Raw genomic sequence first — 13,835 nt, 5'->3', positions numbered from 1 at the left:
TATGAGTACAGCAGAAGAAAAAAAATATAAAAAGTTTATTACTATAGTTTCTATTGTAATTCCTATTGCAGTAGCTGCTTTATTTGGGATTAAAATACCTAATGTAGAGCCATTGTCTTTTTTACCTCCCATTTATGCTAGTATAAATGGATTAACAGCAGTATTGCTTGTTGCTTCGGTAGTGGCAATTAAAAACGGTAAGAGAAAATTGCATGAACAATTAAATACTACTGCTATAATTTGCTCAGCATTATTCTTAGTAATGTATGTAGCGTACCATATGACTTCAGATTCTACTAAATTTGGAGGAGAAGGGATAATTAAATATGTATACTTTTTTATTTTAATAACTCATATATTATTATCAATAATCATTATCCCATTTGTCTTAATAACCTTTATGAGAGCTCGTTTGGGTAACTTTCCAGAGCATAGGAAAATTGCTAAAATTACATTTCCGTTATGGTTATATGTAGCGGTTACAGGAGTAGTTGTTTATTTAATGATATCACCTTATTATGTTTAAAAAGATTATACTTTTAATGTTTATTGCATTTTCGTTTGATGCTTCTGCACAATGTGCAATGTGTAAGGCAGTGATTGAAGGTGGTAATGAAACTATTGCTGAAGGAGTAAATAATGGAATTACTTATTTAATGGTGTTTCCATATATATTAGTCGGACTTTTATTTTACTTTATTTACCGTCATAAAAAGAAAGCTCAAAACTAGTATTCTTAAGTTAAGAATATTTTTTGTAACATTTCTCAGTTTTAGTCGTCATATAGTCGCAGTAAAAAATAACTTATCGTTTTACACGCTAGGTTACAAAATTGTTTGCTAGTTTTTCTAATTAATAGAAAAGCAATATATTTCTACTTTTAGAAATATAAACTAACTGAGTTTAAATAAAAAAATATTGATCTTTTGAAAACTAAAATTGCATTATTTGCAGCTATTTTCAGTTCTATAGCTGTTTTTTCACAAAAACAATGGACACTTAAAGAGTGTGTAGATTACGCTCTAAAAAATAACATTACAGTTAAGCAAAACCGCTTAAGCGTTCAATTAGCTGAAAAGGACGTTGAAATATCTAAAGGAAATTTTTTACCTGATTTAAACGCTTCTTCAAGTGCTGGTTTTAGTTCTGGTTTATCACCAGATCAAACAGGAGTTTTAAAGAATACACAAAATTTTAATTCTTCATTCAGTCTGTCAAGTAGAGGAACTATTTTTAACGGTTTCAGAAATCTTAACCAAAAAAAACAGGCAGAATTGAGTGTTAAAGGAAGTGAGTTGGATTTAGCAAAAATAGAAAATGATATTTCTTTAAATGTAGTAAATGAATACTTAAATGTGTTGTTTGCTAAAGAAAATTTAGAGGTTGCAACAGTTCAAGCTGAGATTAGTAAAAAGCAAATAGAAAGAGCTAGAGCTCAGTTTGAAGGAGGAGTAATACCAAAAGGAGACTTATTAAATGTGGAGTCTACTGCTGCGAATGATGTTCAAAGTGTAGTATTACAAGAAAATACTTTGAGCATAGCTTTACTAAGGTTAAGTCAATTATTACAAATACCTTCTAAAGACTTTGATGTAGCTGATATTGAAGTTGGCTCACCTTCAGCAGCATTATTATATGATAACTCAGATGTAGTATATGAAAAAGCACTAACTGCTTGGCCAGATATAGAAAGAGCAAAGTTAGATGTAAGCAACGCTGACTTAAATATTAAGTTAGAAAAAGGAGCTTACTTACCCAACTTGTCTTATTCTATAGGAGCAAGTAGTTCTTATTTTCACCAGTTTAATAACCTATTCCCAGGCCAAACTAATGAGTACTTTTTTAAGCAAACAAAAGATAGAATTAGATATAATATAGGTTTATCACTAAATATTCCAATCTTTAATCGTTTTCAAACAAAAAATAAGGTTACTAAATCTGTAATAAATAAAGAGGTTTCTCAACTAGCTCTTGAAAATCAGAAATTACAATTACAACAAGAAATAGAAAGTGCTTATTTAGACGCAAAAGCAGCTGCTAAAACATATGAAGCAGCACAAGTATCATTAGAGGCTCAAAAGGAAGCCTTTAAAAATGCTCAAGTTAGCTATGACTATGGGTCAATGACTCAATTTGATTTCGATCAAGTACGTAATAGATTAGTGAATGCAGAAGGAGCAATGATTAGAGCTAAATACGATTATGTATTTAAAACGAAAGTATTGAAGTTTTACTACGGAGAGTCAATCGTTGACTAACTAAGAAAGATATATTTATTGTTCGAAGAGCCTTGTTAGAATTTTACTAATGAGGTTTTTCTTTATAATGTATCTTTGCCAAAAATAAATTTTCAGATTTGGCAACAATCTTACATATAGAAACTGCAACTAAAAACTGTTCGGTAAGCGTAGCAGATAAAGGTGAACTTTTAGCAATACAAGAGTTAAATGATGGAAATTATTCACATGCTGAAAAACTTCATCCATTTATTCAGCAAGTTATGGAAGAAGTAAAACTTTCTTTTAATGATATTGATGCTGTTGCAGTAAGTAAAGGTCCCGGTTCTTATACAGGATTACGTATAGGGGTTTCAGCAGCAAAAGGTTTGTGTTTTGCATTTGATAAACCTTTAATATCTATTGAAACCTTGCAATCTTTGGCTTATAAAGTTTCTATGGAAGAAGGAGTAATTATTCCAATGTTAGATGCTCGTCGTATGGAAGTATATGCAGCTGTATATAATTCTAAACACGAACGAGTAAGAGATATAAAAGCTGAAATTATAGACGAAAATTCTTTTCAAGAGTACTTGTTAAAAGGAAAAGTATATTTTTTAGGTGATGGAGCAGAAAAGTGCAAAGAAGTTATTACGCACGAAAATGCAGTTTTTATTGATGGAGAGTTTCCATCTGCGAAAGAAATGGTAAAATTGAGTTTTGATAAATACAAAAAAAACGACATCGAAGATGTCGCTTATTTTGAACCTTTTTATTTAAAAGATTTTGTGGTAACGTCTGAAAGAAAAAAATTATAAAATCTCGTAGAATTTTAAAACCTTTTTAACATCGTCCAGTTTTTTTATATTTAATCTGTTTTGTTTAATGTAATTTTTAATTTTAACAGAGTTGTTTCCAAATAAATTGATAAATTGTTTCTTGCTTTTAGGTAGTTCTGAAGCCGAATTATTTCTTTTAAAGTGGATAAAGAAAACATCTTTTTTTCTTTTAAAGTTAGCAGGTTTAAATTTATCATATCCAGTTTTTGGTTCAACAGCTTCTATTAATTCTACTTCTTCTTTCACCATAAGAGTTATTTTTTTTCCACTAAAAGTAATTAAAAAAAAGCCAATTTTTCCGTCACTGTGTTTAAAAGCTTTATATACTTTCTTGTTTAAGAAAACTTCTCTATTTAGCGCATTTTCATTAGGTAAAAATGATTTTATACTATTGCCTGTCCTTATTTCAAAATAATCCCTATGGGCATTATACCTACCAGTTAACAAATCGTCCTTAAAGTCTGAAATTTTAAGAGGTAAATATCCATCAGTTATAAAAGGAGTTCCTTTTATCTTGGAATAATCAAAACTATTGAAGGTGCTCAAAGTACTAACACCTCTGTTATTGTAGACGTCACCATCTTGCTGAGCAACAAGATTACAAGTGATAAAAAAACTAAATACTAAAAAAGAAAATTTTTTTTTAAATTTCATAATAATTTATTTAGATAAATAATAATAGATGTACAAAGTACAAATTATTTATGAATTTCCACAGAGTGAGGGTAAGGAATTTCAATTCCAGCTTTATCTAAGGCAATTTTAGTGTTTTCAGTTATATCAAAGTATACAGCCCAATAATCTTCTGTTTTAGACCAAGGTCTCACAGCAAAGTTCACAGAACTATCTGCTAATTCAGATACATTTACAGTAGGTGCAGGGTCTTTTAATACTTTAGGGTGAGATGTAATAACATTCATTAGTATTTCTTTAGTTTGTTTAATATCTGCATCATATGAAACACCAAAAGTTAAATCCACTCTACGAGTTCCTTCCGAAGAATAATTAACAATATTTCCATTAGATAAAGAACCGTTAGGAATAATTATTTCTTTATTAGATAATCCTGTAAGCTTGGTAGTAAAGATTTCAATCTCCTTTACAACACCGATCTCACCTTGAGCTTCAATTAAATCACCCACTTTAAAAGGTTTAAAAAGCATAATTAAAACACCGCCAGCAAAATTACCTAAAGAACCTTGTAAAGCTAAACCAACAGCTAAACCAGCTGAGGCTAAAATAGCAGCAAAAGAAGTAGTTTCAACACCCAGTTTTGCTATTACTGTAATAATTAAAAGAATTTTTAAAGACCAGTTTAAAAGATTGGCTAAGAACTTTTGTAACGTAATATCTACATCTCTTTTAGACATTACTTTTTTAGCTGCTCTAAGAATTAAGTTGATAATGTAAGAACCTACAATGTAAATAATAATAGCAACAATAGCTTTTGGAGCATATGTAACTATGAGGTCCTGAAATTTTTCTAAATACTTTTCCATTTCTTATGGTAAATTTTAGTTATTAATAAATGATTTTAGTTAGTAGTGGTTAGGTTTTATAGCATTAAACTAATCAATCCTAATAAAGCAGGTATAGACTGAATGACAAAAATACGAGGTTTTTTTGTAGAATAAGAACCATAAAGCCCTGCAATAAAAACACAGGTCATAAAAAATATCCCTACATCAATTTTTTGTGATACTATGGACCAAATTAAACCAGCAGCAAGAAAGCCATTGTATAAACCTTGATTGGCGGCCATAACTTTGGTTTCTTCAGCAAATGTTTTTGATTTTAGACCAAAAGTTTTCATTCCTTTAGGCTTGTTCCATAAGAGCATTTCTAGTACAAGAATGTATAAATGAATAAAAGCTACTAGAGCTAAAAGAGAATATTGTATAATGTTCATGATAATTAAAAGATAAAATATGCGGTTCAGGTAACTACCAAAACCGCACATAGTAAGTAGTTAGTTTATATTGAGGTTAATTTACTTCAAAAGTTACCTTTAGGTTTACTCTAAATTCAGTTATCTCATCATCATTAACAACCACACTTTGTGATTGTACAAAGGCGGATTTAATACCTTTAACTGATTTTGAAGCTTGTTTAATAGCTTTCCTTGTGGCATCTTCCCAACTTTTATCAGAATTAGCTAAAATTTCAATAACTTTCATTACTGCCATAATAATTTTTTTTAAAGATTAATACATGTAAATATAAGGTTTTTAAAAAGCTTTTAAATTGACAATTAGATCTTAAAAACTTCTAATGTTAATTTAATGTTATGTAAATGTTTCAAATATGTAAATTTTTTGTATATTTGTGTTAACAGGTATTAACTTTAAAAGATTTAGATTATGAAAAAATTAATAATAGTAGCTTGCGTGTTATCAGTATCGTTTTTACAAGCTCAAGATGTAGAACCAAAATATGAAGTTGAAGGTAATTTGGTGAAAGCCACTTATTTTTATGAAGATGGTACTATTAAAGAGCAAGGTTTTTTCAAAGATAAAAAGTTAACAGGTACTTGGACTTCTTTTGATAAGAAAGGAAACAAAGTGGCTATTGGTCATTATGAAGCAGGAAAAAAAGTAGGTAAGTGGTTTATGTGGAAAGAAGATGGATTGAAAGAAATCGATTTTAAAGATAATGCCATAGCAAGCGTACAAACTTGGAAGGAAGAGACCAAAATGGCAGTGAAATAAGTTAATATTTTGCAGAATAAGAGAATTAGACCGAGTGTTTTATATACTCGGTTTTTTATTTTCTGCCAAAATCAGCAGGAATTTCGCCCCAGGCTTTAGTTTCCCACTTTAACAAAGGGTTTTTAAATGAGTTTTGCTGTAACCAAGTTTCAGCACGTTTAATTAAGTCTAAAATCTCTTTATTAGAGCTATCAAATGTAATGTTAGTTCTACACTGTTTCTTTTTAACCCAACTCATAGCTATCTTAGAATCTGAATAAATAGGTAGAGAGTTCATATTTTTACTCTTCAACAAAGCAATTCCATGTACAAGAGCTAAGAACTCACCAATATTATTAGTACCATTCTTAAATGGTCCCATTTTAAATACCTCCTTCTTGTTATGAGTTAAAACACCTCGATATTCCATTAAGCCAGGGTTTCCAGCACAAGCTGCATCAACAGAAATACTTTCTAAAATAGGAGAGCCATATTTGGCTTTTTCTTCTGAAGAAAGACTTATTTTCTTAGTGTCTTTTCCTTTATAGTCATTATAGCTTTTCTTTAAAGCTAATTCAGCTTCGTTTTTATCAGCAAAAGCTTTGTATTGTGCACCTGTAAAACCATCAATTTGCTTTTTACAAGCATCCCAAGATGAAAAAACACCTGTTTTTTTTCCTTTCCAGACTACATAATATTTTTTCTTCTTACTCATTCTGTAATATTACCTCTTCAATAATCTTAGGAAAATGCTCATATTCTAGTTCGTGAACTTTTTGAGCTATAGTTTCTGGAGTATCATCAGAAGAAATTGAGGTTTTAGCTTGGAAAATAATAGCTCCTTCATCGTAATTTTCATTTACATAATGAATGGTAATACCAGTTTCAGTTTCATTGTTTTCTTTAACAGCATTGTGTACATTCATGCCATACATTCCTTTTCCTCCATATTTTGGTAATAGAGCAGGGTGTATGTTTATTATTTTATTAGGAAAAGCATCAACAATTTTAGAAGGAATACGCCATAAAAAACCCGCTAATACAATAATATCAGCTTCAGCGAGTAAAAAATTCAATACAGTATTATCTTTACTAAAGCTATCTCTATCAAATAATGATGCATCAACGTTTAGCTTTTCACAACGGTCAAAAACTTTGGCATGTTGGTTGTTAGAAAGCACATGAGTAACAATTGCAGTTTTAGTAGAATTGAAGTATTTTATGATGTTTTCGGCATTAGAACCAGAACCAGAAGCAAAAATTACGATGCGTTTCATGTTAAAATTTAGTTGTTTTGTTACTACAAAAAAAAGAATAATTATTAACAATGGTGGTGTTTGTAGCAAAATATTCAGGTATTTTTTTTATTTTAGACATCACATTTTTGAGCAAAAGTTAGAATTAATAACTAAGATTTGTATTTTTGCCTCGATTTTAAATTTTAAAACAAACAAATTATGTCAGACATTGCATCAAGAGTAAAAGCAATTATCGTAGACAAATTAGGAGTAGACGATAACGAAGTAACTAACGAAGCAAGCTTCACAAACGATTTAGGAGCAGATTCTTTAGATACAGTTGAGTTAATCATGGAATTCGAGAAAGAATTTGATATTCAAATTCCAGATGATCAAGCAGAAAACATTGGTACTGTAGGTCAAGCGATTAGCTATATTGAAGACGCAAAAAAATAAGATTATATGCAATTAAAACGAGTTGTAGTAACTGGACTTGGCGCATTAACGCCAATAGGAAACAATAAAGAAGAGTATTGGAATAGCTTGGTTAACGGAGTTAGCGGAGCAGCACCTATAACGTATTTTGATGCTGCCAAGTTCAAAACTCGTTTCGCATGTGAGCTTAAAGATTTCAACGCGACTGATTTTATTAACAGAAAAGAGGCGCGTAAAATGGATAGATTTACGCAGTATGCAATGGTTGCTTCTGATGAGGCAATTGCTGATGCTAAATTAAACCTTGATGACGTTAATAAATTAAGAGTTGGCGTTATTTGGGGAGCAGGTATTGGAGGCTTAGAAACATTTCAAAATGAGATGTTAAATTATGCTGAAGGAGATGGTTCTCCTCGTTTCAATCCGTTCTTTATCCCAAAAATGATTGCAGATATTGCTCCAGGAAATATTTCTATAAAAAATGGATTTATGGGGCCGAACTATACTACAGTATCTGCTTGTGCATCATCAGCTAATGCAATGATTGATGCTTTAAACTATATTCGACTAGGTCATTGTGATGTAGTTGTAACTGGTGGTAGTGAAGCTGCTGTTACAATTGCAGGTATGGGTGGTTTTAATGCTATGCATGCCTTATCAACTAGAAATGAAAGCCCAGAAACAGCTTCAAGACCTTTTGATGCTGAACGTGATGGATTTGTTTTAGGAGAAGGAGCAGGTGCAATAGTCTTAGAAGAATACGAACATGCAAAAGCTCGTGGAGCTAAAATTTATGCAGAAGTTATTGGTGGAGGGTTATCTTCAGATGCTTACCACATGACAGCACCACATCCTGATGGAATTGGTGTAATTGCAGTAATGAAAAACTGTCTTGAAAACGCTGGAATAAAACCAGAAGACGTAGACCATATCAACACTCACGGTACTTCAACCCCCCTAGGAGATGTTGCAGAATTAAAAGCAATCTCTGAGGTTTTTGGAGATCATGCTAAAAACATTAATATCAACTCAACAAAGTCTATGACAGGACATTTGTTAGGTGCTGCTGGTGCTATTGAAGCAATCGCTTCTTTATTAGCAATGGAGCACGGTGTTGTTCCCCCAACAATTAATCACACAAACGTTGATGAAAACATCAACCCAGAGTTAAACTTAACGTTAAACAAAGCTCAAAAAAGAGAGATTAAAGTTGCAATGAGCAATACATTTGGTTTTGGTGGTCATAATGCTTGTGTAGCCTTTAGAAAACTAGATTAATCTTTTATGAACTTTCTTCGTAGAATTGTTAAACCCCAAAACAAAGCGGATGAAAACTTCTACTACGAATTAAAAGAACTGCTTAATTTTAAACCAATTAAGTTATCGTATTATAAAAAAGCTTTTACGCATAGATCTTTAAAATTAGTAGATAGTAACGGTCGTCCTATTAACTACGAACGTTTAGAGTTTTTAGGAGATGCTATTTTAGGAACTGTAATTGCTTCTTATTTGTTTAAAAAAGTACCTGAGGGAGATGAAGGGTATTTAACTCAAATGCGATCTAAAATTGTAAGTAGAGAGCATTTAAATAACTTAGGAAAAGATTTAGAGTTAATAAGGTTTGTAAAAAGTAATATTTCTAAAGAGCATGTTAGTAATAACATTCATGGAAATATTTTTGAAGCTTTAATAGGAGCAATATACTTAGATAGAGGTTACAATTATTGTCATCAGTTTATTTATGAACAAGTAATAATGCCTTATGTAGATATCGAGCGATTAGAAGGTAAAATATCTAGCTACAAAGGTTTTGTTATAGAATGGTGTCAAAAGCAGAAGAAGAAGTACAAATTTGAATCATACGAGGATTCAGGTAACCAAAGTAAAAAGCACTTCAGTGTACGTGTTAGTATTGATGGAAACATCATAGCTAAAGGTAGAGCAACATCTAAGAAAAAGGCAGAAGAAATTGCTGCCAAAAGAGTATATTTTGCTATGCAAAATCAAATGCTAAAATCTTAACACGTAAACAAAAACGTTTTCGTAAATTTTACATAGAATTTTCTATACATTCATTAATTTAGCAAAAACAAATAATTGTTTAGATGCCAATTTATGAGGTGAATATAAATGAATTTTCCAATGATGATTATACATTGATTGGAATTCATACTACTTTAAACGAGTATAAATTAGCATACCTATTAAACGAACATTTACAAATTAAGTTTAATAGAGCAGGTTACGATTTAGACTTTATTAAAAAAGGTAGTCAATCATCTTATACAGTATACGAATATACTAATGCAAAACTATGTCAAGATTGGTTTTTAATAGCAAATGTATTTAAGTCAACTCTTGAAGCAGAATCAATAAGTCTTTTTAATCAAAGTGATTCAATTACACGTTTGATACCAGAAAAGAAAAAAGTTGATTTTTTTTTAAAGTTAGAAGGAGATTTTGATTACGAATCAATTGTAAAAATTATAGAAGTAATAAAACAAATCCCTCAAATAATAACCTCTTATGAAATAGAGGTAAACTCATTAAAATCGAAAGATTTTTTAATTTTTTAATTATATGCCACACAACAAGAAAACAAAAATTGTAGCAACATTAGGTCCAGCAACAAACACGAAAGAAATTTTAGCTGATATGGCCGCAGCTGGTGTAAATGTTTTTAGAATTAATTTTTCACATGCCGACTATGAAGTAGTTAAAGAGCGTGTACGTCAAATACGTGAAATAAATGAAGAAAGAGGTTATAATGTAGCCATTTTAGCCGATTTGCAAGGACCAAAACTAAGAGTAGGTGTAATGCAAGAAGGAGTAGAATTAAAAGCGGGAGATACTTTTACTTTTACTACAGAAAAATGTGAAGGAACACAAGAGAAAGCATATATGACTTACCAGCGTTTTCCAAAAGACGTAAAGGTAGGAGAGAAGATTTTAGTTGATGATGGCAAGTTACTATTTGAAGTAACAGCAACTGATAAAGAAAGTGAAGTTGTTACTAAAGTAGTTGTTGGTGGAGCTTTAAAGTCGAAAAAAGGAGTAAACCTACCAAATACTAAGATTTCATTACCAGCTTTAACTGAAAAAGATAAAAAGGATGTTGTTTTTGCGCTAGAGCAGGAGGTAGATTGGATTGCCCTTTCATTTGTAAGAACGCCTGAAGACTTACGTATTTTACGTGATATAATTAAACAGAAATCACGTTATAGAGTTCCTGTAATAGCAAAAATAGAAAAACCAGAAGCTGTTGAAAATATAGATGCTTTAATTCCGTATTGCGATGGATTAATGGTAGCTCGTGGAGATTTAGGAGTGGAGGTGCCTATGCAAGATGTACCTTTAATTCAAAAAAGTTTAGTTCGTAGAGCAAAGCAAGCAAGAATACCTGTTATAATTGCTACGCAGATGATGGAAACTATGATTGAAAACTCTGTACCAACAAGAGCAGAGGTAAATGATGTAGCAAACTCTATTATGGATGGAGCAGATGCTGTAATGCTTTCAGGAGAAACTTCTGTAGGGAAACATCCTGTAAGAGTTATTCAAAAAATGACTGAAATTATTGGTAGTGTTGAGTTTTCAGATTTAATTGAAGTTCCGCAAGAGCCACCTCACATACGTACTAAAAGATTTATAACAAAATCAGTATGTCATCATGCAGCTTTAATGGCTGATGATATTGATGCAGCTGCTATCTCAACTTTAACAAATAGTGGGTACACAGCCTTTCAAATTTCTGCATGGAGACCAAAATCACATGTATTAGCATTTTCATCAGAAAAGAGAATTCTAGGAAAGTTAAATCTTTTATGGGGTGTAAGAGCTTATTTCTACGACAGAGAATTAAGTACCGATGATACTATTGAAGATATTAACGAAATAGCTAAGGAAAAAGGATATGTAAAATCTGGAGATTTTATAATAAACCTTTCTTCAATGCCAGTAAAAGCAAAAGGTATGGTAAACACGTTACGTGTTTCTCATATTGACTAAATAAAGACAACAAAATATAAAAAAGCTCAACTTTTAAAGTTGAGCTTTTTTGTTTTATAGTTTAAGCTTTCGGGTACAAATAATAGCATCATTAACCACAAAAGGCATCGGCATCATTATTTCACTTCTAGGTCGTATAGTAAACTTAGGATGCGATAATAGATCGTTTGATATCTCATTAATCACAATATCAGGTTGTGTGTTTTTATCAATTGTAAAAGAGATAGTCAAGTCTTTATCGGTATTTGCCATTTGGTAAATTAATAAGGTTCCTTTATCAGCTGTAAAAGCTTCTCCGTTATCGTACAAAGTTCCGTTAACAGTAAAATTAGTTAACTCTATTTGAGTGTTTGTATATAACTCATATTTATCAATGTTACGAGTAGGAGTAATTGTAAATGAAATACTTCGCTGGTTATTAATAATTGTATCTTGATTAACTTTGATGTTAGAAATACGGATATTTTTATTTTCAGCTTTTTGATAATAATTAAAAGAAGTGTTGTATTTACTTTTTCCAGCCATTAAATCAGTACCACCTTGTTTAGAATCATCGCTAAAATACTGTTTTGTATACCCGTCCAATGTTTTATTGTGGCTTGCCCAATACGAAGTGTTTGTATCAGAATTTTGAATAAAAACTAAGCTATTAGGCTTTTTCTTCTCAATTGAAAAACCACTATTAAACGTTGCATATCCAAAAAATAATAATGCAAGAAAACCTGTCAATGTTTGCCATCCGTTTTTAGTTTTTTCCTGATAAAAAACAGGAAGCATTAACCCGAAAAGAAATACCAAAAGTATGGCAGAAATAAATAATGTTTTTAAACCTAAGGCTACAGGAAATAATTGAATCATAGGAGCAATCATATATACTGTTGGAATAGATATAATTGCAAATAACGTAGCTCTAGATGCTTTGTTAATATTCATGAAGAGTAAGATTGCTAAAATCAATAAAGAAGCAAAAACAGGAATAATAAAGAAACCTGCTCCTGGTAAATTCATGTAAATTATAATATTTATAACCAATCCAAAAGTTATAGGAGCGACTAGTAAATCTATAGCTTTAGCTTCTTTTAGTTTATTATATACTTTAAAAAGAATCCAAAGATTTAAAAGTACAAAAGCAATAATGTATTGATATCCATTATAGGTAAAACCATGAAGCATGTCGGTATATTGTGGATGGATAATCAACAATAATTGCCATAATCCGTATGAAATACTTATACATAATACTAAAGATAGTACGTAAGGAATAAAACCTTTTAATACACCTATTACTGTCATCTTCTTCTTATATATGCCTACTGCAATCAGCGCTATAAATAACAAAAAGGCAATGATAAGCATTGGTAACACCCAAGAAAACGGGTATGTTAGCAATTTAGTAAAAGGAAAGTTTACATAAATATAATCTGTATCGCTATTTAAGTTCGTTAGATCAGCATTAGCAAAGTAATTTAATGAAGTGGTAAAGTAATCAGCTTGATGTAATAATGTTTCCCTATTTAATCTTTCGTATGAATCTTGTTCAGTATGGTAATCAAAGTGATCATCAATAAAGGCAAAATTAAATCCGTTAATATTGCCTTTTTCTCTAAAAACAGTTAAATCGGTATCGTTAGGAAGCTTTTTATATACACCATACATTAAAGAGTTGGCTGCTGGGTAATTTGGGTTAGCATTTAAAAATTCGGTTAATAATGTTTTATTTTTTCCATTAGTCTCCATCAACATATAACTAGAACCACCGCTACCACGAGCTTCAAAGTTCAGTACTAAACTAATATCTTTAGCCCAAGGATGATTTTCAACAAAAGCCTGTGCTCCTAAAAGTCCTAGTTCTTCAGCATCCGAAAAAAGTATGATAATATCGTTTTTAGGTGTTTTATTTGCAGCCAAGTAAGCTCTTATACCCTCTAAAATAGTTACGACACCAGAACCCGCATCACTTGCTCCTAATGATGAATGTGGATTGGAATCGTAGTGAGTTAAAAGCAGTAAAGCTTTGCCGCTTTCAGTTCCTTTAATTTTAGCTATAATATTTTCAGTAGTAGTAGCTGCCCTCCACTTTTTATTAATAGCAGTTTGGTATTGAATTTCTGGCTCTAAATTTAGTTTTTGTAATTCTTGAACCAGATAATCTTGTACTTTTTTGTGTTCTTCAGATCCAGTATGATGTGGCTTTTGAGAAATGTTTTTTAAATGATACAGTGCATTATCAATTGAAAATTCAGTAGCACTAATTTCTTTTTTTGAAGAGGTTACACTTGGAAGTATATCGTTAAAGCTCCAATAAACAGTTAAAATAATGATGAGAACTGCAAGGTAATTTCTTGATGATTTCATAGTTGGATTTTAGTACTTATAAAAGTAAGTAATTTATTTTTTAAGAGGGGTTAATTG

17 protein-coding genes are annotated in these 13,835 nt (G+C 31.0%); 10 read left to right on the top strand and 7 right to left on the bottom strand.

Features of this window, described 5'->3' with window-relative positions; all coding sequences use genetic code 11:
- The first annotated feature begins 1 nt into the window (after window position 1).
- From ACTPNM_RS00560 to tsaB, 4 genes are all read left to right on the top strand, one after another.
- Window positions 2–526, top strand: coding sequence for a DUF420 domain-containing protein (locus ACTPNM_RS00560; RefSeq protein ID WP_274638673.1), 525 nt, complete (start codon window positions 2–4; stop codon window positions 524–526).
- Between the two features lie 16 nt (window positions 527–542).
- Entirely contained in the window at window positions 543–731 is a 189-nt protein-coding gene (locus ACTPNM_RS00555) for a hypothetical protein (protein ID WP_274638672.1), read from the top strand.
- 195 nt (window positions 732–926) lie between these two features.
- A complete protein-coding gene (locus ACTPNM_RS00550) occupies window positions 927–2,258 on the top strand; it encodes a TolC family protein (RefSeq protein ID WP_440120172.1) in 1,332 nt (443 codons plus the stop codon).
- 98 nt (window positions 2,259–2,356) lie between these two features.
- Complete coding sequence (gene tsaB, locus ACTPNM_RS00545; RefSeq protein WP_440120171.1) at window positions 2,357–3,034, top strand: tRNA (adenosine(37)-N6)-threonylcarbamoyltransferase complex dimerization subunit type 1 TsaB; 678 nt, start codon at window positions 2,357–2,359, stop codon at window positions 3,032–3,034.
- Here the strand turns inward: tsaB and ACTPNM_RS00540 are convergent.
- The 4 genes from ACTPNM_RS00540 to ACTPNM_RS00525 all read right to left on the bottom strand — a co-directional run bounded on the left by ACTPNM_RS00540 (window position 3,029) and on the right by ACTPNM_RS00525 (window position 5,241).
- Window positions 3,029–3,709: a hypothetical protein gene (locus tag ACTPNM_RS00540; protein WP_440120170.1), complete on the bottom strand. Its 681-nt coding sequence runs from the start codon at window positions 3,707–3,709 to the stop codon at window positions 3,029–3,031. The genes tsaB and ACTPNM_RS00540 overlap by 6 nt on opposite strands.
- Window positions 3,710–3,753: 44 nt before the next feature.
- The gene (locus ACTPNM_RS00535) at window positions 3,754–4,554 is read right to left on the bottom strand and encodes a mechanosensitive ion channel family protein (RefSeq protein ID WP_440120169.1); all 801 of its coding nucleotides are present in this window, start codon (window positions 4,552–4,554) and stop codon (window positions 3,754–3,756) included.
- A 56-nt stretch (window positions 4,555–4,610) separates the two neighbouring features.
- On the bottom strand, window positions 4,611–4,964 hold the full coding sequence (locus ACTPNM_RS00530; protein WP_440120168.1) for a DUF1304 domain-containing protein: 354 nt from the start codon (window positions 4,962–4,964) through the stop codon (window positions 4,611–4,613).
- A gap of 76 nt (window positions 4,965–5,040) precedes the next feature.
- The gene (locus ACTPNM_RS00525) at window positions 5,041–5,241 is read right to left on the bottom strand and encodes a dodecin family protein (protein ID WP_440120167.1); all 201 of its coding nucleotides are present in this window, start codon (window positions 5,239–5,241) and stop codon (window positions 5,041–5,043) included.
- A 174-nt stretch (window positions 5,242–5,415) separates the two neighbouring features.
- Between ACTPNM_RS00525 and ACTPNM_RS00520 the strand changes: the two genes are divergently transcribed.
- Window positions 5,416–5,763, top strand: a complete 348-nt coding sequence (locus ACTPNM_RS00520) for a toxin-antitoxin system YwqK family antitoxin (protein ID WP_440120166.1) — start codon at window positions 5,416–5,418, stop codon at window positions 5,761–5,763.
- A 55-nt stretch (window positions 5,764–5,818) separates the two neighbouring features.
- Here ACTPNM_RS00520 and ACTPNM_RS00515 read toward each other — a convergent pair whose 3' ends face one another.
- A complete protein-coding gene (locus ACTPNM_RS00515) occupies window positions 5,819–6,457 on the bottom strand; it encodes a ribonuclease H1 domain-containing protein (RefSeq protein ID WP_440120165.1) in 639 nt (212 codons plus the stop codon).
- The gene (gene purN, locus ACTPNM_RS00510) at window positions 6,450–7,019 is read right to left on the bottom strand and encodes a phosphoribosylglycinamide formyltransferase (RefSeq protein ID WP_440120164.1); all 570 of its coding nucleotides are present in this window, start codon (window positions 7,017–7,019) and stop codon (window positions 6,450–6,452) included. The genes ACTPNM_RS00515 and purN overlap by 8 nt, the downstream gene beginning before the upstream one ends.
- Before the next feature lie 180 nt (window positions 7,020–7,199).
- Between purN and ACTPNM_RS00505 the strand changes: the two genes are divergently transcribed.
- From ACTPNM_RS00505 to pyk, 5 genes are all read left to right on the top strand, one after another.
- Entirely contained in the window at window positions 7,200–7,436 is a 237-nt protein-coding gene (locus tag ACTPNM_RS00505) for an acyl carrier protein (protein ID WP_028891431.1), read from the top strand.
- Between the two features lie 6 nt (window positions 7,437–7,442).
- The gene (gene fabF / locus ACTPNM_RS00500; RefSeq protein ID WP_274638664.1) at window positions 7,443–8,693 is read left to right on the top strand and encodes a beta-ketoacyl-ACP synthase II; all 1,251 of its coding nucleotides are present in this window, start codon (window positions 7,443–7,445) and stop codon (window positions 8,691–8,693) included.
- 6 nt (window positions 8,694–8,699) lie between these two features.
- The gene (gene rnc / locus ACTPNM_RS00495; protein WP_099215130.1) at window positions 8,700–9,437 is read left to right on the top strand and encodes a ribonuclease III; all 738 of its coding nucleotides are present in this window, start codon (window positions 8,700–8,702) and stop codon (window positions 9,435–9,437) included.
- Between the two features lie 83 nt (window positions 9,438–9,520).
- Window positions 9,521–9,991 (top strand): IPExxxVDY family protein, encoded by a 471-nt coding sequence (locus ACTPNM_RS00490; RefSeq protein ID WP_099215131.1) that lies wholly within the window; start codon window positions 9,521–9,523, stop codon window positions 9,989–9,991.
- A gap of 4 nt (window positions 9,992–9,995) precedes the next feature.
- Window positions 9,996–11,423 (top strand): pyruvate kinase, encoded by a 1,428-nt coding sequence (gene pyk, locus ACTPNM_RS00485; protein ID WP_274638663.1) that lies wholly within the window; start codon window positions 9,996–9,998, stop codon window positions 11,421–11,423.
- Window positions 11,424–11,477: 54 nt separating this feature from the next.
- Here the strand turns inward: pyk and ACTPNM_RS00480 are convergent, their stop codons facing one another.
- Window positions 11,478–13,778, bottom strand: coding sequence for a M20/M25/M40 family metallo-hydrolase (locus ACTPNM_RS00480; protein ID WP_440120163.1), 2,301 nt, complete (start codon window positions 13,776–13,778; stop codon window positions 11,478–11,480).
- Between the last annotated feature and the right edge of the window lie 57 nt (window positions 13,779–13,835).

Source organism: Tenacibaculum sp. Ill (assembly GCF_051938915.1).
In the GTDB taxonomy this organism is placed as follows: domain Bacteria; phylum Bacteroidota; class Bacteroidia; order Flavobacteriales; family Flavobacteriaceae; genus Polaribacter; species Polaribacter larymnensis.
Note: the sequence above shows the minus strand (reverse complement) of the source record. Positions and strands in the feature narration are given on the sequence as shown.